A 19813-nucleotide genomic window follows, 5' to 3' on the forward strand; every position below is an offset into this window, starting at 1 on the left:
AGCTGCGAACACGTCGAGGAGACTGTGCTGTGACCGGGATCAAGACGACCGGCGAGAAGAAACTGATGCTCTTCTCCGGCCGCGCCCACCCCGAGTTGGCCGAGGAGGTCGCCCACCAGCTGGGAGTCGGCATCGTGCCGACCAAGGCGTTCGATTTCGCCAACGGTGAGATCTACGTCCGTTACCAGGAGTCGGCGCGCGGCGCGGACTGTTATCTGATCCAGAGCCACACCGCGCCGATCAACAAGTGGATCATGGAGCAGCTCATCATGATCGACGCCCTGAAGCGGGCGTCGGCGCGGAGCATCACCGTGATCGTGCCGTTCTACGGGTACGCCCGGCAGGACAAGAAGCACCGCGGTCGCGAGCCGATCTCGGCGCGCCTGGTGGCGGACCTGATGAAGACCGCGGGCGCCGACCGCATCCTCGCGGTGGACCTGCACACCGACCAGATCCAGGGCTTCTTCGACGGCCCGGTGGACCACCTGTTCGCGCTGCCGATCCTCGCGGACTACGTGGGCGCCAAGGTCGACCGCTCGAAGCTCACGGTCGTCTCGCCGGACGCGGGCCGGGTCCGGGTCGCCGACCGCTGGTGCGACCGGCTGGGCGCACCGCTGGCGATCGTGCACAAGCGCCGCGACAAGGACGTGGCCAACCAGGTCACCGTGCACGAGGTCGTCGGTGACGTGAAGGGCCGCGTCTGCGTCCTGGTGGACGACATGATCGACACGGGCGGCACCATCTGCGCCGCGGCGGACGCCCTGTACGCGCACGGTGCCGAGGACGTCATCGTGACCGCCACGCACGGCGTGCTGTCCGGCCCGGCGGCCGACCGGCTCAAGAACTCGAAGGTGAGCGAGTTCGTGCTGACGAACACCCTGCCCACCCCGAACGAGCTGGAGCTGGACAAGATCACCGTCCTGTCCATCGCGCCGACGATCGCCCGTGCCGTGCGCGAGGTGTTCGAGGACGGCTCGGTCACCAGCCTGTTCGACGAGCAGTAGGCCGCGCGCCGGACCCCGGGAGCCGTCGCGGGTCCTGCGGTGCGCCGCTCGGGGGCCCGTGAGCGCGGGTCCCGGGTGATCCCCGGATGATCCTTTTGGAGTGCGGCCTGCCCGCCGAGTAAGCTGGTCGAGTTGCTCGGCGAGGGAGGCCGCACTTCTTGGGTGCGGCGGTCCGTTATCGACGCGCTCTTCGTAGCAGGCCAGTCGTACGGCCGGGTGACGGCCATCATCGATTCCCCATCTACGAGGAGTGCACATGTCCGAGGTCAAGCTCACCGCCCAGTCCCGTACCGAGTTCGGCAAGGGCGCCGCGCGCCGCATCCGCCGCGCCGACCAGGTCCCCGGCGTCCTCTACGGGCACGGCACGGACCCCGTCCACCTGACCCTGCCGGGCCACGAGCTGCTGCTCGCGCTGCGCACCCCGAACGTCCTGATCTCCCTGGACCTCGACGGCCACACCGAGCTCGCGATCCCGAAGGCCGTCCAGCGCGACGCCGTCCGCGGCACCCTGGACCACGTCGACCTGCTCCTCGTGAAGCGCGGCGAGAAGGTCAGCGTCGACATCCCCGTCCTGACCGAGGGTGAGCTGGCGCCGGGCAACTTCCTGCTGGAGCACGTGCTCAACTCGCTGCCCGTCGAGGCCGAGGCCACCCACATCCCCGAGTCGGTGACCGTCTCCGTGGCCGGCCTGGAGGCCGGTGCCTCGGTGCTCGCCAAGGACGTCGTGCTGCCGTCCGGCGTGTCCCTCGGTGTCGAGGACGACGCCGTCGTCATCCAGGTGCTGGCCGCGCAGGCCGAGGAGGCCCCCGCCGCCGCCGAGGGCGAGACCGCCGAGGCGTGAGCCGTGCGTCCCGGTCACCGGGACGTCCGCTCCACCGCAGCATCGCCGTTTCCCACAGCCGTCGCCCCGTCCGGGCGACGGCTGTGGCCGTGGGGGACTTTCAGGAGGCACGAACCGATGACGGACGACGTCAACGCGCCCTGGCTGGTGGTGGGCCTGGGCAACCCCGGGCCGGGGTACGCCATGAACCGGCACAACGTGGGCTTCATGGTGGTGGACCTGCTCGCCGCGCGGATGCGGGGGACGTTCAAACGGGCCACCAAGGGGCAGGCGCAGGTGCTGGAGGGGCGGACGGGTCCGCCCGGTCCGGCGAGCCGTCGGCTGGTGCTCGCCAAGCCCCTGTCGTACATGAACCTGTCGGGCGGCCCGGTGACGGCGCTGCGCGACTTCTACAAGGTGCCCACCGAGCGCATCGTGGCGGTCCACGACGAGTTGGACATCGACTACGGGACGCTGCGGCTGAAGCTGGGCGGCGGGGACAACGGGCACAACGGGCTGAAGTCGATGACGAAGGCGATGGGGCCCGACTACCACCGGGTGCGGTTCGGGATCGGCCGGCCGCCGGGCCGGATGCAGGTCGCCGACTTCGTGCTGAAGGACTTCTCGTCCACGGAGCGCAAGGAGCTGGACTACTTCGTCGACCGTGCCGCCGACGCGGTGGAGTGCCTCGTCGCGGACGGCCTGGAGCGGGCACAGAGCACGTACAACACCTAGGGCCTCCCTGCGGATCGGGCCGGGCTCCGGGGGTGGGGCCGGTCACAGGGAGGTGTACATCTCGGGGCAAGTCACGGCGGGCGGTTGACCGGGCGTCGGCGATGGCCAAAGATCCGGGCCATGGCGACGCGCGCCCACTCGGGTCACAGAGCTCACTCCCGCCCTGCCGGCCGGATCGCGGTGTCCTGGGCCGGCCGGACCCTGATGGGCGTGGTGGCGCTGCTGCTGCTGATCGCCGGGGTGTGGGCGTCCTGGGGCACGGCGCAGCACGTGATGCTGGCCAAGGGGCGCGAACGCGGCACGATGACGGTCGAGGGGTGCGACGCGGAGGAGTGCGTGGGCGCCTACGCGCCGGGGTCCTCGGGTTCGCAGGCGCGCGGGCGGGTGGTGCTCGACCAGTCGGTGGGCGCGGACCCGGGCGACCGGATACCCGTCGTGGTGAAGCCGGACACCGACCAGGTGGTGCGCACCGGGCGGGCGGGGCTGCTGCGGGCCTGGGTGCCGCTCGGCGGTGCCCTGCTGCTGGCCGCGGTGATCATCGCCGGGGGCGTGCGGATGCCCCGGACGGCGTGGGCGACGGCCGCCGCCGCGCTGGCGTTGCTGACGGCGGCCGTCGTGACGGTCTAGGTCCCCCGCGGGTCAGCCGGTGTTGCGCAGACCGGCGGCGACCCCGTTGACGGTGAGCAGCAGCGCCCGCGCGAGCAGCGGGTCGGGCTCCTCGCCCCGGGCGGCGGCGGCCCGCTGGCGGGCGAGCAGCGACACCTGGAGGTAGGAGATCGGGTCCAGGTAGGCGTCGCGGATGGCGAAGGTCTGCTGGAGCACCGGGTGGGTGTCGAGCAGGCGCTCCCCGCCGGTGATCCGCATGACCTCGCGGCAGGTGAGCGCGTGCTCGGCCTCGATGGCTTCGAAGACGTGCTTGAGCTCCTCGGGCACCAGGGTGTCGACGTAGTGGCGGGCGATCCGCAGATCGGTCTTGGCGAGGGTCATCTCGACGTTGGACACGAAGTTGCGGAAGAAGTGCCAGTGCTCGTGCATCTCGTCGAGGACGCCGTCGAGTCCGGCCTCGCGCAGCGCCTTGAGCCCGGAACCGACCCCGTACCAGCCGGGGACGATCTGGCGGGACTGGGTCCAGCCGAACACCCACGGGATGGCGCGCAGGCCGTCGAGTCCGGCGCCGGAGTCGGGCCGGCGGGAGGGCCGGGAACCCAGGTGCAGGTCGGCGAGCTGGTCGACCGGGGTGGAGGCGAAGAAGTAGGCGGGCAGGTCGGGGTCCTCGACCAGTTCGCGGTAGGCGCCGTGGGCGGCGTCGGAGACGACGTCCATGGCCGCGTCCCAGCGGGCGAGGGCCTCGACGGACTGGCGGGGCGCGGTGTGCAGGGCCGACGCCTGGAGGGTCGCGGCGACGGTCAGTTCCAGGTTCTCCCGGGCCAGGGACGGCACGAGGTACTTGTCGGAGATGACCTCGCCCTGCTCGGTGACCTTGATCTCGCCTTCCAGGGTGCCCCAGGGCTGCGACAGGATCGCGTCGTGCGAGGGGCCGCCGCCGCGGCCGACGGTGCCGCCGCGGCCGTGGAACAGGCGCAGCCGGACCCCGTAGCGGTGGGCGACGTCCCGCAGCCGGCGCTGGGCGCGGTGGATCTCCCACTGGCTGGTGGTGATGCCGCCGAACTTGGACGAGTCGGAGTAGCCGAGCATGACCTCCTGGACGTCGCCGCGCAGGGCGACCAGCCGCCGGTAGGAGGGGTCGGCGAGCATGCCGTCGAGGATGACGTCGGCGGCGCGCAGCTCGTCGGTGGTCTCCAGCAGCGGAACGATGCCGATCTTGGCCCAGCCGGCGTGCAGGTCGATCAGTCCGGCGTCCCGGGCCAGCACGGTCGCGGCGAACACGTCGTCGGCGCCCTGGCACATGGAGATGATGTACGACTCGATGACCTCGGGTCCGAAGACCTCCAGGGCGCGCTTGATCGTGCCGAAGACGCCGAGGGTCTTCAGCCCGGCGGCGTCCAGGGGGGCCGGGGTCGGGGCGAGCGGACGGCGCGAGCGCAGCTCCTTGGCGAGCAGCTTGGTGCGGCTCTCGCGGGGCATGTCGGTGTAGCGCCAGGACTCCTCGCCGAGCCGGTCGAAGAGCTGACCGAGGGCGTGGTGGTGGGCGTCCGCGTGCTCCCGGACGTCCATGGTGGCGAGTTGCAGGCCGAAGGCGGCGAGGGTGCGGATGGTGCGGTTCATCCGGCCGTCCGCGATCAGCGCGCCCCGGTGCTCGCGCAGCGAGGTCTGGACGAGGGTGAGGTCGCGCAGCAGCTCCGCGGTGCCCAGATAGTCGCGGCCGGACTCGTGCGGGGTGCCGCTGGCCAGGCGCGTCTTGGTGTTCTCCAGCTTCTGCCGGATGCAGGTGGCCTTGAGGCGGTAGGGCTCCTCGGCGTTCAGCCGCTTGTACCGGGGGCTGATCTCGGGGAGGCGTTCCAGGTCGGCCTGGAGGGAGGTGAGCAGTTCCTCGGTGGCCCCGGTGTAGCGGATGGAGTTGGAGAGGAAGCCGCGCAGCTCGTCGACGAGTTCGAGGGCGTCGTTGATGCCGTGCTCGTGCTGGAGGATCAGGACGTCCCAGGTCACCTGGGGGGTGACGTTGGGGTTGCCGTCGCGGTCGCCGCCGATCCAGGTGCCGAAGGTGAGCGGGCGGGAGCCCTCGGGGACCTTCACGCCCACGCGTTCGAGTTCGGCGGTGAGGTCTTCGAGGACGTCACCGACGGCTCCGGCGTGCAGCTCGTCCAGGTAGTAGATGGCGTTGCGGGCCTCGTCGGCGGGCTCGGGGCGCACCACCCGCAGTTCGTCGGTCTGCCAGACGAGGTCGATGTTCTCGGCGAGGCGGGTGTCGTAGCGGCGCCGGTCGGCCTCGACGACCGGGGTCTCCAGCAGGGCGGCGATGCGGCGGAGCTTGTTGAGGACGCTGCGCCGGGCCGCCTCGGTCGGGTGGGCGGTGAAGACGGGGCGGACGTTGAGGTTCGCCACCGTCTCCCGCAGGTGCTCGGGGTCGGCGTCCTTGAGGCGGTCGGCGGTGCGCGCGAGGAGTCCGCCCTCGGCGGCGCGCTTGGCCCGCAGCTCGCGTCCGCGGTGGACCTGCTCGGTGACGTTCGCGAGGTGGAAGTAGGTGGAGAAGGCGCGCACCAGCTTGGCGGCGGTCTCCAGCTCCGTACCGCCGAGGAGGTCGGCGGCGGCCTCCCCGTCCTCACGGGTGAGGCGGCGGACGCGTTCGACGAGGTCGAGGAGCTCGGGGCCCTCCTGGCGGACCAGGGTCTCGCCGAGGAGGTCACCCAGTCGGCGGATGTCGGCCCGCAGCTCGGGGCTGGTGGTGGTGGTCCGGTCGTCGGCACTGCTCACAGGTGCGGCTCCTTGCAGTGTTGAGGCGCTTCTGGAGGGGAACCCGGGGTTGTCCGTGGTGAGGGCGGCTGGCACCGCTCGGGGCCCGGGACGAACACAGAGCGGACGACGCTGTCCGGCCGCTCCCCAGGATAGGTGTCCGGACCAACGCGCGGCCAAGGGCCTCTTGCCGAGCGGGGGCGCACTGCCATACTTACGTCGCCGTAGGTTACGGAACCGTAGGGACCGTGGCCGCACGCGTCCCCCTCCCCATGCCCCCGACCCCCCAGGGAACTCCCCATGACCACCCGATCCGACGTGCTCGACGACGCCTCTTCGGCGTCAGAAGGGTCCGACCGGGCGATTCCGTCCGCGACCCTAGGGGGCGAGCAGAAGGGGGCGATCGAGCAGATCACGCTGCTGCTGTTCATCGCCGTGCCCTTCCTCGCGATCGTCGCCGCCGTGCCCCTGGCCTGGGGGTGGGGGGTGAGCTGGCTGGACCTGGGGCTGCTCGTCTTCTTCTACTACCTCGGCTGTCACGGCATCACGATCGGTTTCCACCGCTACTTCACCCACGGCTCCTTCAAGGCGAAGCGTCCGCTGCGGATCGCGCTGGCCGTCGCGGGCTCGCTCGCGGTGGAGGGCCCGTTGGTGCGGTGGGTCGCCGACCACCGCAAGCACCACAAGTTCTCCGACGCGGAGGGCGACCCGCACTCGCCGTGGCGGTACGGGGAGACGGTGCCGGCGCTCCTCAAGGGCCTGTGGTGGGCGCACATCGGCTGGATGTTCGACGAGGAGCAGACCTCGCAGGAGAAGTACGCCCCGGACCTGGTGAAGGACCCGGCGATCCGTCTCATCTCGCGCCAGTTCGTGTACTGGACGCTGCTCTCGCTGGCGCTGCCGGCGCTGATCGGCGGGCTGGTGACCATGTCGTGGTGGGGCGCGTTCACCGCGTTCTTCTGGGGTTCCCTGGTCCGGGTGGGCCTGCTGCACCACGTGACCTGGTCGATCAACTCCATCTGCCACGCGGTCGGCAAGCGCCCGTTCCGGTCCCGGGACCGCTCGGGCAACGTGTGGTGGCTGGCGGTCCTGTCCTGCGGCGAGTCCTGGCACAACCTCCACCACGCGGACCCGACGTCGGCGCGGCACGGGGTGATGCGCGGGCAGGTCGACTCCTCGGCCCGGCTCATCCGCTGGTTCGAGAAGCTGGGCTGGGCGTACGACGTGCGCTGGCCGTCCCCGTCGCGGATCGACTCCCGACGCAAGCAGGAAGCCGCCGAACCGGCATGATGGACGGCGTGGCGACCGACTCCAGCACCTCCAGCGAGAAGCCGCGGCGCACCCGCCGCACCCGGATGACCGGCGCGGAGCGCCGCCAGCAACTGCTGGAGATCGGCCGCACCCTCTTCGCGGCCAAGGGTTTCGAGGGCACCTCGGTGGAGGAGATCGCCGCGAAGGCGGGGGTGTCGAAGCCGGTGGTGTACGAACACTTCGGCGGCAAGGAGGGCCTGTACGCGGTGGTGGTGGACCGGGAGATGCGCCGGCTGTTGGACGGCGTGACCGGCTCGCTCACCGCCGGGCATCCGCGGGAACTGCTCGAACAGGCCGCGTTCGCGCTGCTCGACTACATCGAGGAGTACACCGACGGGTTCCGCATCCTGGTGCGGGACTCCCCCGTCGCCCAGTCCACGGGGTCGTTCGCCTCGTTGATCTCCGACATCGCGACGCAGGTCGAGGACATCCTGGGGCGCGAGTTCAAGAGCCGGGGCTTCGATCCGAAGCTGGCGCCGCTGTACGCGCAGGCGCTGGTGGGGATGGTCGCCCTGACCGGTCAGTGGTGGTTGGACGTGCGCCGTCCGAAGAAGGCGGAGGTGGCGGCGCATCTCGTGAACCTCGCGTGGCATGGGCTCCACGGGTTGGAGCCCAAGCCGCGGTTGATGGGGCACCGTCACACGTGACCGTGCGATCCGCTGCGCGTGCGTTGGCCCGTGCGGGTGCGTGGGGGGTTTTGCGCAGTTCCCCGCGCCCCTGATTCTGTGCGATCCGCTGCGTGTGCGCTGTTCTGCGGGGTGCGCTGGGGGGGGTTGCGCAGTTCCCCGCGCCCCTGATCAGGTGCGATCCGCTGCGCGTGCGTTGGCCCGTGCGGGTGCGTGGGGGGTTTTGCGCAGTTCCCCGCGCCCCTGATCAGGGGCGTCCGGCCTTCCCGGGGGGTCAGCTGCGGCGGGCTACTACGAAGATGCGGCGGAACGGGAGCACCGTGCCGTGTGCGGCGGCCGGGTAGGCGCGGCGCAGGGCGATGCGGTACTCGTCCAGGAAGGCGTCCCGTTCCTCGGGGTCGCCGTCGAACGCGGCGAGTACGGGCCGCAGCGTGGTGCCGGTGATCCAGTCGAGCACCGCGTCGTCCCCGCCGAGCACGTGCAGGTACGTGGTCTCCCAGGCGTCCACCTCGCAGCCGAGGGCGGCCAGCGCGGCGAGGTACTGGGCGGGCTCGCGCACCGCGTCCCCGTGCCGCAGCACCCCGTCGAGCCGCTGTCGCCAGCGCGGGGAGCCGGTGAGTTCCCGCAGCAGGGCGTGGCTGGGCGCGTCGAAGTTGCCGGGCACCTGGAAGGCGAAGGTGCCGCCGGGGGCGAGGCCCGCGATCCAGTCGGCGAAGCGGTCGGTGTGCCCGGGCACCCACTGGAGCAGGGCGTTGCTGATGAGCAGGTCGTACGGCTCGGCCGGGTCGGGCGCCCAGTGGACCGCGTCGGCGTGCGCGAAGTCGAGCCGGCCGCCGCCGGCGGTGGGCCCAGCGAGTTTCCGGGCCCGTTCCAGCATGTCCGGGGAGTTGTCGTACCCGGTGATCCGCGCGGCGGGCCAGCGCTCGGCGAGCAGGGTGGTGACGTTGCCGGGCCCGCACCCCAGGTCCGCGATGCGCGGGGCCGGCCCGCCGGGCGGCTCGGGCACCCGGGCCAGGAGGTCGACGAAGGCACGGCCGCGGTGGTCCGCGTGGCGCAGGTACTGGTGCGGGTCCCAGACGGGTACGGCGGGCACGGCGTCCTCCTCGCGGAGCGGTGGACCGTCCACCACCCCCTCAAACCTATCTTGACATCAAGAGACTTCACGTCGACAGACCTATTACACTGATCGCCATGGAGGACGAGGTCGATCGGCTGGTCGCAGCGTGGCGCCGGGAGCGCCCCGATCTCGACGTGGAGCCCCTGGAGGTGCTCAGCCGGGTGAGCAGGCTGGCCAGACACCTCGACCGCGCACGCAGACTGGCCTTCGCCGAACACCAGCTGGAGCCCTGGGAGTTCGACGTGTTGACGTCACTGCGCCGGGCCGGCTCCCCCTACCAACTGTCCCCGGGCCAATTGCTCACGCAGACCCTGGTCACCTCGGGCACCATGACGAACCGGATCGACCGGCTCACCAAGAAGGGCCTGGTGGAACGGCTCCCCGACCCCAACGACCGGCGGGGCGTCCTCGTACGGCTCACGCCCGAGGGGCGGGACCGCGCCGACCAGGCCCTGGCGGGCCTGCTCGACCAGGAACGGGCGATCCTCTCGGAGCTGTCCCGCGCCCAGCGCGGCGAACTGGCCGCACTGCTGAGACAGCTCACCGCCCCGTTCGACAACATTCCCGGCTGACCCCGCACCGGGCCCGGGGTCCGGGCGCCCGTATCCGCCTAGGAGGCCGCTTCGAGGTCCACGGGGCCCACCCCGGCCCGCCGGGCGAGCGCCACCGCCGCCAGCGTGCTGTGCACGCCGAGCTTCCCGAGCACGTTCTGCATATGGGTGCGCACGGTGTGCGGGGACAGGAACAGCCGCTCCGCGACCGCCTTGCGGCCGAGGCCCGCGACCATGCAGCGCAGCACCTCGCGCTCGCGCGGGGTCAGCGACTCGACCAGCCGCTCGCTCTCCGTGCGGTGCTTGCGGGCCGCGGTCAGCTCCCGCAGCACCCCCGTGAGCAGCGCCGGCGGCAGATGGGTCTCGTCCCGCAGCACCCCCCGGATCACGTTCAGCAACCGCGACAGCGAACAGTCCTTGGCGACCCAGCCACTGGCACCCGCCTGGAGCGCCTGCGCCGCACGGCGCGGATCGTCCTTCTCGGCGAGCACCACCGTGCGGACCCCGGGCTGCGCCTGCCGCACCGCGGCGACCAGCGAGATCCCGTCCACGGCGGGCACCCCGTCGGTCCCGCCGGCGACCGCCACGGCCGGCCGCGCCCCGGGCAGGACGCCCACCGCCGCCGCGCCGAGGTCGGCGTCGACGAGCAGCACGTCGAATCTGCGCCCATCGGCCGCCGCGCGGTCCAGGCAACGCAGGGCCGCCGGGCCGCTGCCCGCCGCCGACACCTCGACATCGGGCTCGGCGGCGAGCGCCGCCGCGAGCGACTCGGCGAAAATACGATGGTCGTCAACGACCAGCGCGCGAATACGAACCACAGAAACCCCCTTTGGGGGACGACCTGAGCGGGTGCGGCGCCCCGAGTGGAACCCGGACCCGGATCGGTCCGGGTACGAGTCGCCGCAGCCGCACGACCGTCGCCGTGCCTGGACTGCTACCCCCACTTCGGGCGTCGTACCCGACTGTCTCGCCCCCTGATCGACGCCGGCCCCCACCGGCGCTGCCCATCAGAGTAAGGCCGCCCGGCAGAAGCGGAAGCCTATTTGGGGAACTGTTTGACCTCGCAGTTCGAGGCGGGTCTGATGCTTCGTATTGAGACAGAAGTCGACAAAGTGCGGGGGTCATCCACCGCGTGAACCGACACCGCCCGAAGATCGGGAACGGTGTCGGTGCCGTCGAACGGGTTCAGCCGAGTCGGCGCGCCCCGGCCGAGGGAGTCGCGTCGAAGATCCGGGGCGCCCGGTGGCCGGCACGGTCGAAGGCGGCCCGCACCGCGTCCCCCACCACGGGTGCGGCGGACTCCTCGACGAGGACGAGCGCGGAACCGCCGAAGCCGCCGCCGGTCATCCGCGCCCCGTGCGCCCCCGCCGCGTTCGCGACGCCCACCACCAGGTCGAGTTCGGGACAGGAGACCCGCAGGTCATAGCGGAGCGAGTGGTGGCCCGCCGTGAGGACGCCGCCGATCGCGCGCAGCGCCTCGGGGGTGCCCGCGCCGAGCAGGGCGGTGACCTGCGCGACCCGCTGCTCGTCGCTGACCACGTGCCGTACGTAACGGCGCACGCGCTCGTCACCGAGGCGCGCGAGCGCGTCCGGGAGCGTGTCGTACGGAACGTCGCGCAGATGGGAGACACCCAACTCCCGCGCGCCCTGTTCGCACCCCGCGCGCCGCTCGGCGTACGCCCCGTCGCCCAAGGCGTGTTGCACCCGGGTGTCCACCACCAGGAGCCGCAGCCCGTGCGCGCCCAGGTCGAAGGGGACCTGTCGGGTGCTCAGGTCCCGGCAGTCGAGGTGCAGGGCGTGACCGGGCACGCAGCAAGCGGAGGCCATCTGGTCCATCACCCCGCAGGGCACGCCGACGTACGCGTTCTCGGCCTGCTGGGCGAGGCGCGCGAGTCCGGGACGGTCGAGGCCGAGGGCGTACAGCTCGTCCAGGGCGAGCGCGGTGGCCACCTCCAGGGCGGCGGACGAGGAGAGCCCGGCGCCGGTCGGCACGGTGGAGGCCAGGTGCACGTCGGCGCCGTCGAGGACCGCCCGGTGCCCGGCCCGGGCGAGCGCCCACAGGACCCCGGCCGGGTAGGCGGCCCAGCCCCCGCCGGAGCGGGGCGCCAGCTCGGCCGTACGCAGTTCCACCAGGGCCGCGGCGGGGTCCGGCGCGTTCGCCGAGTGCAGCCGCAGCACCCCGTCGGTGCGGCGGGACACGGCCGCGACCACGGTGTGCGGCAGGGCCAGCGGCATCACGGAGCCCTCGTTGAAGTCCGTGTACTCACCGATGAGGTTGACCCGGCCGGGCGCCGCCCACACCCCTTCGGGGGCGCTCCCGTACAGCTCCTCGAAGGCCCGCGCGACGGCTTCGGGAGCGGTGGACGGGTCGGTACCGGCACCCGGGGCGGGAGCGGTGGGGTCGGTGGGCGTCATGGCGGGTCCCTCGACGTGGTGGACGGTCCGCGGGGCGGCGGGGCCGGTCGGGCTGGCGGTCACGGGGCGGCGGGGCGGGACGGGCTCAGCGGACGGCGGCCCGGCGGGCGAACGCCCAGGCGTCGGCCACGATGTCCGCGAGGTCCGGCCGGCCGGGCCGCCAGCCGAGCCGTTCCCGGGCGGTGGCGGCCGAGGCGACCAGGACGGCAGGGTCACCGGGGCGGCGGGGCCCGGGCGTCTCGGGCACCGGGTGGCCGGTGACCGCGCGGACCGTCGCGACGACCTCGCGGACGGAGAAGCCGTTGCCGTTGCCGAGGTTGCAGATCAGGTGCTCGCCGGGGGCCGCGGCGCCGAGCGCGAGCAGATGGGCTTCGGCGAGGTCGCTGACGTGGAGGTAGTCGCGCACACAGGTGCCGTCGGGCGTCGGGTAGTCGTCACCGTGCACGTGGACGGTGTCCCGTTCGCCCGCCGCGACCCGCAGCACCAGGGGGATCAGGTGCGACTCCGGTTCGTGCCGCTCGCCGTACAGGGTGCCGTCGGGCGCGCGGTGGGCGCCCGCGACGTTGAAGTAGCGCAGCGACACCGCGGCCAGCCCGTGGGCCGCCGCTTCACCGCCGATCATGTGGTCCACGGCCAGCTTGGACGCGCCGTAGGGGCTGGTGGGAACGGTCGGGTCGGTCTCGGTGAGCGGGGTCCGCACGGGTTCGCCGTAGGTGGCGGCGGTCGACGAGAAGACGAGGCGGCGCACGCCGGCGTCCCGCATCGCGGTGAGCAGTGCCATGGTGCCGCCGACGTTGTTCTGCCAGTACTTCTCGGGCCGGGCGACGGACTCCGCGACCTGCGAGGACGCGGCGAAGTGCAGGACGCCGTCGTAGGAGCCGTCCAGCCAGCGGGCGGCGTCCTGGACGCGGCCCCGGACGAACCCGGCGCCGGGCGGCACCGCCTCCTCGAAGCCGGTGGACAGGTCGTCCAGGACGGTCACCCGGTGTCCGGCGGCCAGCAGCAGCGCGGTGACGGCACTGCCGACGTACCCGGCGCCGCCGGTGACGAAGTAACGGCCGCTGGCCGGGGGCCCCTCGTGCTGCTGCGCGTCGTGCGTGGTCCGGGTGCGCTGGGTGCTCTGGGTGTTCATCGGAGCGCTGCCTCTCGCAGTCGTCGTGCCGCGTCCTCCGGCGGCACATCGTTGATGAACACGCTCATGCCGGATTCCGAACCGGCGAGGAACTTCAGCTTGCCGGAAGTACGGCGAACGGTGAAGAGCTCCAGGTGCAGGGCGAACTCGTCCCGGTCGGCGAGCTCACCCGACCCGCCCGCCGTGGGGGTGGTGAACGGCGCCTGGTGCCAGGCCGCGATGTACGGGGTCGGCGGCGCCTGTGGGCCGAAGAGCCGGTCGAAGCGGCGCAGCAGGTCGAGGTAGACGCCGGGGAACTCGGTGCGTGCGGTGTCGTCCAGGCCGAGCAGGTCGGGGACCCGGCGCTTGGGGTAGAGGTGCACCTCGTACGGCCAGTGCGCGGCGTAGGGCACGAAGGCGACCCACGCTCCGGTCTCCAGCACGACCCGGCTGCCGTCGGCGAGTTCGCGGGCCAGCACGTCGTCGAAGAGGTTGCGCCCGGTGGCCGCGCGGTGCCGGGCGGTGGAGCGCAGCATCCGGGCGGTGCGGGGGGTGGTGAAGGGGTACGCGTAGATCTGGCCGTGCGGGTGGCCGAGGGTGACGCCGATCTCGGCGCCCCGGTTCTCGAAGCAGAACACCTGCTCCACGAAGGGCAGGTGGGACAGTTCCGCGGTCCGGTCGATCCAGGCGTCGAGGACGAGGGCGGCCCGTTCGTCGGTGAGGTCGGCGAAGGACGCCCCGTGGTCGGGGGTGAAGCAGACGACCTCGCACCGGCCGGAGTCCCCCGCCAGGGAGGGGAACCGGTTCTCGAAGACGACGACGTCGTACGAGCTGTCGGGGATCTCGGTGGGTCGGGCGCCGGTGGAAGGACACAGCGGGCACTCGTCCGCGGGCGGGAGGTGGGTGCGGCCCTGACGGTGCGAGGCGATGGCGACGTCGTCACCGAGGAGCGGGTCGTGGCGGACCTCGGACGTGGTCGTGACGGGCGCGAGCGGCCGGGGGTCGGCGGCCGTGCGGAGCGTGTCGTCGCGGCTGTCGTAGTAGATGAGCTCCCGGCCGTCGGCCAGTCGGGTCGACGTCTTCTTCACTGCGGCGCTCCTCGTCGGTGGTCCCTACCGACCTCCAAAGATCCAACAGAATCGAACACAACAAATCACGGGCCGACGACCCCGGTCAAGGCATGTACGGAATTCACCTCATCAGAATCAAACAACATCCACCCCCGATCAAAACCCCCACCGCAACGATCAGGCCCGAGCACAGCAAGACCCAAAGGAGCGCGAGCACCCCCCACACACCCGCAGGGGGACCAACGCACCCGCAGGCGAGTGCCCCAAAGGGGCGCGGGGAACTGCGCAGAACGACAACGCACCGAGCAGGACGGCGCAGCCAGAGGTGGACGCACCCAAGGGGCGCGGGGAACTGCGCGAGCACCCCCACGCACCCGCACGGGCCAACGCACCGCCGGAAGGCCCCACCCGAGGGCCCCGGGGAGGAACCGCCCCGCGCACCCCGGCGCACGGAACTGCGCACACACGGGAGCGCGCCCCGCCGCAAACACCGACGAAGCGCGCTGAAGCAGAACCGGAACTCAGCCCCCGGAGGAACCCGGATGAAGCGCCGCCCCCGGCGAAGGCACCAACGGCCCCGCCCGATCCAACAGCCCGGTACGAGCCGCCAGCGCCGCCGCCTCCAACCGCGACCCCACCCCCAACTTCATCAACACCCGCTGCACATGCGTGCGCGCCGTGGAGGGCGCGATGCCCATGCCCGCGGCGATCAGCCGGGTGTCCTCGCCGTCGGCGACCCGCACCAGCACCTCCACCTCGCGGGGCGTCAGCATCTGGAGCAACCGCTGCCCCTCGTCGTCGGGTTGGGCCGCGGGGTTCAGCAACTCGCTGAACGCGCCCTGGAGGAGTTGCGGCGCCACCGCGGACTCCCCCGCGCGGGCCTTCATGATGGCCCGCTCCACGCCCTCGATCCGTTCGTCGTGGCGCACGTAGCCGGAAGCCCCCGCGGCGAAGGCCGCGGCGATCCCCCGGGGCGACGGGACCGGCCCCAGGACGACCACCGCCACCTGGGGGCGGTCCCGTTTGATCCGCACCACGGGATCGAACACGCCTGGTTCCGCCGGAGCCGCGGTGCCCAACAGGCACACTTCCGGCGCCCGCGAGATCACCAACTCCGCCGCGCCCGCCGCGGGCGCCGCCGCGGCCAGCACGCGGTGCCCGCGCAGCTTCAGCGCCGAGGCCAACGCCTCGGCGAGCAGCCTGTGATCATCGACGACCATGAGCCGCACACCCACAGTGTCACCCCCCACTTTCCCCGCCCGGTCCCCCACAGATCCGGACCCCCTGCCCTCGTCATCCGGAAGCTACACGCTTGTTCGACGGATCGCTGCCGTAACGGATGAGAAGCCGACGGTAATACCTTGGGCACGCCTCGCGACACCCACCCCTGGATTACGGGCCCCCACCGCACCGCACACCCCCCGCGACGGCGGGGACGAACCGCCCCCCAGGCCCGGAACGCCCCGAATGCACGCTCGTGCCCGAGCGCGGGCGCGCGCCTCCGTGCGCCCCCCTGAACACGCCTCCGCCCCCGTCTGCCCCGAGGTGGACCGGGGAAGGCGAGGGCGGAGGCGCGCCGTTCAGGGGGCGTCGGCCCGTGACGCGCGGGTCAGTTGGTGCCGAAGCCCACGGCCAGGAACTTGTCCTCGTCCTTGCTGTAGGGCTTCGACGCGTAGACCGCGCTCATGAAGAAGCGCCCGCTGCCGAAGAGGTACTCGGAGTAGTCCGGCATGAAGGACCGCTCGGGCTCCCGGGAGGACTCCGTCGACGGGTTCTCCATCAGGACGGTCTCCTTGAGCGTGGACCCGTTCAGGCTGACGACCTGACCGCCCTTGTCGAACGGGGGCCGCTTGTAGGCGATGAGGTTGCTGCCGTCCATGCGGATCGGGCTCAGGACCCAGCCGTCGCCCGCGTCGGCGCGGGCGCCGGACAGCTTGCCGGTGGCGAGGTCGAAGGCAACGATCTCGTTGGTGTCGGTGAACTCCTCGGAGCCGTCGTGCTCCTCGGTGGGCAGGTAGAGCCGGTCGTTCCCGACGGCGAGCAGCTTGCACTGCTCCACCCGGGTCGCGTCGCACCGGGCCGCGTACTTCTCGCCCTCGGCGGTGAACTTCGAGCGCAGCTTGCCGGTCTCCTCGTCGATGGCGAAGAAGTCGGAGATCGAGCTGCCGTCCCCGGCCGAGTCGCCGATGTCCGCGGCGACCACGAGCGGCTTGGTGGACACCACGCTCGCGTAGTCGACACCGGTCGCCATCTTGTACGTGGACAGCGGCTTGCCGGTCTTCGGGTCCAGCTTCTGGATCTCCAGGCGCCGGCTGTCGAGGTCACCGCAGCGGCGGACCGCGACGAGGTTCTCGCCGCCCGCGTACCCGGCGTCGTAGCAGGGCTCGCCCAGCTTGGGGGCCCACAGGGCGGCGCCGTCGGCGGCGCTCCAGGCGGCGCCGCCCGCCGAACCGCCCGCGGCGACCGTACCGGCGCCGATGGTGACCTCGTCGAAGGAGACGGTCCGGTCGGCGGACTTCGCAGTCTTCGTCCACAGCAGCTTGCCGGTGTCCAGGTCGAGCACCGACACCTGGGTGCAGCCCTGGTACGGCTTCTCCTTGGTGGGCATCGACGGCTGGGCGACGAGCGCCGTCCGGTTGTCCGCGGTGACATGGCGTCCGGCCGCGCAGACCGGGCCGGTCAGCTTCACCGTCCACCGCTCCTCGCCGCTGGTCGGGTCGTAGCCGACGACCTCGCCGACGCCCGACTTCGCGTACACCTTGTCGGTGAGCCAGGAACCGGCGACCGGGATGGTGCTGTCGTCCTTGACCACCGGTGCGGCCACCTGGAACAGCGGCTTGGCCTTGGTGTTGGAGGGCGCCTTCTCGCGGGGCTCGCCACCGGCGACGGCCGGGCCGCCACCCGCCGCACCGCCACCGCCATCGGACCCGCCCTTGCCGTCGGCGCCCTTCTCGGAGCCGGAGCCGCCCTTCTCGTCCTTGCCGGCGGAGGTGTTCTTGTCGTCGTCCTGCTGCCCGGCGTACAGGACGCCACCGCCGACGATCAACGCGATGACCAGGACCGTCGCACCGATGATCAACGTCACCGGGTTGCGCAGCCCGGTGCGGCGGGCGGGGGCGCCGGACTGCTGGGCCACGGGCACCGTGGGCGCCGCGTACTGACCGTACGGCTGCTGACCGTGGCCCTGTTGGCCCGGCTGCCCGTACGGCTGCTGACCGGGCTGCCCATACGGCTGCTGTCCCGGGTGGCCGTAGCCGGACTGCCCCGGGGCCCCCGGGTACCCGTACCCCGCCGCACCCTGCGGCGGCTGACCCGGCTGCCCGGGCGGTGCCGCGGGGTAGCCGTAGCCGCCGGCCGGCGGGGTGCCGTAGCCGCCCGCCGGCGGCGGGGGCTGCGGGGCGCCGAAACCACCCGGCGGCGGTTCCTGCGGGGCACCGAAACCACCGGCGGGGGGCTGCGGGGCGCCGAAGCCCCCGGCCGGGGGCGGCGGTTGCGGGGCGCCGAACCCGCCGGGGGGCGGGTCCTGGGGCTTGCCGAAGCTCATGGGGGCGCCGCCCGGCTCCGCGGGCTGCGGGGCCCCGGGCTGCCCGCCGGGCGGGTCGGTCGGCTGGGGCGGGTGGCTCATGACGTGTCTACCTCGGGAGACTCGGAGTACGGAACTGCGGAAAACTACGCACACTGCGGAACTGCGGGCCGGCGGTCAGGGACCGAAGGCCATCATCAGCTTCTGCTCCGCATCGCTCTTCGTGTTCGTCAGCATGGTGGTGGAGATGTAGAAGCGACCGTCCTGGTACGCGATCGCCTTCGCGTAGAAGGTGCGCTCCAGGGCCGCGGCGCCCGCGGGGTTCTGGAGCAGCACCTTCGGGGTGCCACCGCCCACCGGGGTCCCGGTGACGACGCCGCCCGCCTCGTAGGTGGGCTTCTCGTACGAGAGGACCCGGCCGTCCTCGACGCGCAGCGGGAGCAGGGACCGTCCGGCGCCGGAGGACTTGGCGCGCCACTTCTCCTTGCCGGTGTTCAGGTTGACGGCGATGAGCTGGTTCGTGCCGTTCTTCACCTTGCTCGGCAGGTAGAGCGTGTTGGCATCCGCGGCGACCCCGGTGCAGCTCTGCAACGCGCGGTCGAAGCTGGCCCAGCCGCAGTCCGGCTCGGGTGCCTCGTTCAGGGACACCTGGGAGCGCACCGTGCCCGAACCGTTCTTCAGCGCGGTGATGTTCCACTGCTTCTTGTCGTCGTTGGACAGGTACAGCACCACCGGGTCCAGGGAGAACACCCGGGAGATCCGCCAGTCCTTGGGGAACCGCTTCGTCCACTGCACCTTGCCGGTGGCCGGGTCGAGTTGGCGCAGCTCGTCGTGTTCGTCGTCGCCGCCCAGGTCGCAGGAGGCCACGGAGAACAGCTTGCTGCCGCCGGTGAACGCGGCCGGGTAGCAGTCGGTGCCGTACTTCTCCACGGTGAACCGCTGCTTGCCGCTGTCCACGTCGTACCCCACGCCCGACATCTGCCGGCCGACCACCAGGGTGTCGCCGACCAGGTGGAGCGAGGCGGTGAGGACGCTGTCGAACAGGTCGCCGTCGGAGACCTTCTTCGTCCAACCCTTCGCCCCGGTCTTCAGGTCGATCTGCTGGAGCTGGTTGCACTTGGCGCGGTCGCTGACGCCGCTCATGTGGGCGACGACGACCTTGCCGTCGCCGCTCGCCTCCTTGGTGACCGAACAGACCTTGAACGGCAGGTCCACCGTCCACCGGGACGCGCCGCTGCCCGCGTCGTAGCCGACGACCTGCTTGTACGCGGCCTTGGCGACGAGGTCCCCGCGCACCCACATGCCCGGGGCGTCCGCGCCGGAGCCGGGCACCTTCGGGGCGGGTCGGTACCAGAGCGCCCGGGAGTCGCCGTCCTTGCGGTCCGCGTTCAGCTCCTCGACGCCCACGCTGTCGCCGGTCCCGTCGCCGCCGTTGCCGCTGCCGTCGCCCTGGTCGACGGAGGCCGAGGCGCTCGGCTTCGGAGCGGTGCTGGGGCCCGCGACGGGGTCCTTCTTGACGGGGTCGTCCTTCTCGTCGTCACCGCCGCTGAGGGCGATGACGGCGCCGCCGGCCACGACGACCAGGGCGACCGCCCCGGCGACGACGATGCCGGTCCTGCCCCGGAACGGGTTGCGCTTCCCCGGCGCCGGGGGCTGCGGCGCCCCCGGGTAGGAGGCCGTGGTCGGCTGCTGCCCGTACGGCCCCTGGGGGTGCGTCGGTTGACCGTAGGGCCCCGGCTGCTGGGCGTAGGGCCCCACCGGTTGACCGTACGGACCGGGCTGCTGACCGTACGGGCCCGGCTGCCCGTAGGGCCCCGGCTGCGCACCGGGCTGCTGTCCGTAGGGACCGGCCGGCCCGCCGTAGGGTCCGGGCTGCTGTCCGTACGGGCCGGACGGTTGACCGTACGGGCCGGACTGCGGGTACGACGGGCCCGGCTGGGGCGCCGCCGCACCGGGCGGCGGGGCCTGCGGGTAGCCGTACCCGGGTGCCGGCGCGGCGGGCGGGCCCGCAGGGGGCGGCGGTGACGCGGGCTGGCCGGAATCGTTCGGTGCCGCACCCTCGGTGGGCATGCGGTCGTCGGGCGGCTGACTCATCAGCGCTCCCCCTTCACTGATTTGCTGCGCGCCTGGCGGTACGTGAACGCGCGTACGCGTTCTGGTCTCGGTGGCCCTTTCTATC

Annotated in this window: 16 protein-coding genes; 7 read left to right on the forward strand and 9 right to left on the reverse strand. The window is 72.4% G+C overall.

Annotated features, from left to right (window positions below):
- The first annotated feature begins 29 nt into the window (after positions 1-29).
- The 4 genes from ACFWIA_RS00765 to ACFWIA_RS00780 all read left to right on the forward strand — a co-directional run bounded on the left by ACFWIA_RS00765 (position 30) and on the right by ACFWIA_RS00780 (position 3186).
- Complete coding sequence (locus ACFWIA_RS00765) at positions 30-1004, forward strand: ribose-phosphate diphosphokinase (protein ID WP_386998958.1); 975 nt, start codon at positions 30-32, stop codon at positions 1002-1004.
- 256 nt (positions 1005-1260) lie between these two features.
- A complete protein-coding gene (locus ACFWIA_RS00770) occupies positions 1261-1845 on the forward strand; it encodes a 50S ribosomal protein L25/general stress protein Ctc (protein WP_386998960.1) in 585 nt (194 codons plus the stop codon).
- 117 nt (positions 1846-1962) lie between these two features.
- Positions 1963-2559 (forward strand): aminoacyl-tRNA hydrolase, encoded by a 597-nt coding sequence (pth, locus tag ACFWIA_RS00775; RefSeq protein WP_386998962.1) that lies wholly within the window; start codon positions 1963-1965, stop codon positions 2557-2559.
- Positions 2560-2679: 120 nt separating this feature from the next.
- Positions 2680-3186, forward strand: coding sequence for a hypothetical protein (locus ACFWIA_RS00780; RefSeq protein ID WP_385486623.1), 507 nt, complete (start codon positions 2680-2682; stop codon positions 3184-3186).
- Positions 3187-3198: 12 nt separating this feature from the next.
- Here the strand turns inward: ACFWIA_RS00780 and ppc are convergent, their stop codons facing one another.
- Complete coding sequence (gene ppc, locus ACFWIA_RS00785) at positions 3199-5931, reverse strand: phosphoenolpyruvate carboxylase (protein WP_386998964.1); 2733 nt, start codon at positions 5929-5931, stop codon at positions 3199-3201.
- 279 nt (positions 5932-6210) lie between these two features.
- Between ppc and ACFWIA_RS00790 the strand changes: the two genes are divergently transcribed.
- Together ACFWIA_RS00790 and ACFWIA_RS00795 are read left to right on the forward strand one after the other, a co-directional pair.
- Entirely contained in the window at positions 6211-7200 is a 990-nt protein-coding gene (locus ACFWIA_RS00790; RefSeq protein WP_386998965.1) for an acyl-CoA desaturase, read from the forward strand.
- Positions 7197-7868, forward strand: a complete 672-nt coding sequence (locus tag ACFWIA_RS00795; RefSeq protein ID WP_385486629.1) for a TetR family transcriptional regulator — start codon at positions 7197-7199, stop codon at positions 7866-7868. Before ACFWIA_RS00790 ends, ACFWIA_RS00795 begins: the two co-directional genes overlap by 4 nt.
- Positions 7869-8121: 253 nt before the next feature.
- Here the strand turns inward: ACFWIA_RS00795 and ACFWIA_RS00800 are convergent, their stop codons facing one another.
- Positions 8122-8940, reverse strand: coding sequence for a trans-aconitate 2-methyltransferase (locus ACFWIA_RS00800; RefSeq protein ID WP_386998968.1), 819 nt, complete (start codon positions 8938-8940; stop codon positions 8122-8124).
- A gap of 98 nt (positions 8941-9038) precedes the next feature.
- On the opposite strand from ACFWIA_RS00800, the gene ACFWIA_RS00805 reads away from it, so the two are divergent.
- Positions 9039-9536 carry a MarR family winged helix-turn-helix transcriptional regulator gene (locus ACFWIA_RS00805; RefSeq protein ID WP_385486633.1) on the forward strand — a complete coding sequence of 166 codons (498 nt, stop codon included), beginning with the start codon at positions 9039-9041 and terminating at the stop codon, positions 9534-9536.
- Between the two features lie 38 nt (positions 9537-9574).
- On the opposite strand, the gene ACFWIA_RS00810 is transcribed toward ACFWIA_RS00805, so the two are convergent.
- From ACFWIA_RS00810 to ACFWIA_RS00840, 7 genes are all read right to left on the reverse strand, one after another.
- A complete protein-coding gene (locus ACFWIA_RS00810; RefSeq protein ID WP_386998970.1) occupies positions 9575-10333 on the reverse strand; it encodes a LuxR C-terminal-related transcriptional regulator in 759 nt (252 codons plus the stop codon).
- Between the two features lie 367 nt (positions 10334-10700).
- Positions 10701-11930, reverse strand: a complete 1230-nt coding sequence (galK, locus tag ACFWIA_RS00815; RefSeq protein WP_386998972.1) for a galactokinase — start codon at positions 11928-11930, stop codon at positions 10701-10703.
- 85 nt (positions 11931-12015) lie between these two features.
- Entirely contained in the window at positions 12016-13062 is a 1047-nt protein-coding gene (gene galE / locus ACFWIA_RS00820; protein ID WP_386998974.1) for a UDP-glucose 4-epimerase GalE, read from the reverse strand.
- The gene (gene galT, locus ACFWIA_RS00825) at positions 13059-14129 is read right to left on the reverse strand and encodes a galactose-1-phosphate uridylyltransferase (RefSeq protein WP_386998976.1); all 1071 of its coding nucleotides are present in this window, start codon (positions 14127-14129) and stop codon (positions 13059-13061) included. The genes galE and galT overlap by 4 nt, the downstream gene beginning before the upstream one ends.
- A 503-nt stretch (positions 14130-14632) precedes the next feature.
- Positions 14633-15331, reverse strand: coding sequence for a LuxR C-terminal-related transcriptional regulator (locus ACFWIA_RS00830; protein WP_385486643.1), 699 nt, complete (start codon positions 15329-15331; stop codon positions 14633-14635).
- A 389-nt stretch (positions 15332-15720) separates the two neighbouring features.
- The gene (locus ACFWIA_RS00835) at positions 15721-17736 is read right to left on the reverse strand and encodes a PQQ-binding-like beta-propeller repeat protein (protein WP_386998978.1); all 2016 of its coding nucleotides are present in this window, start codon (positions 17734-17736) and stop codon (positions 15721-15723) included.
- Between the two features lie 75 nt (positions 17737-17811).
- The gene (locus ACFWIA_RS00840; RefSeq protein ID WP_386998980.1) at positions 17812-19728 is read right to left on the reverse strand and encodes a PQQ-binding-like beta-propeller repeat protein; all 1917 of its coding nucleotides are present in this window, start codon (positions 19726-19728) and stop codon (positions 17812-17814) included.
- Between the last annotated feature and the right edge of the window lie 85 nt (positions 19729-19813).

It is taken from the genome of Streptomyces sp. NPDC127068 (assembly GCF_042724695.1).
Taxonomy (GTDB): Bacteria; Actinomycetota; Actinomycetes; order Streptomycetales; family Streptomycetaceae; genus Streptomyces.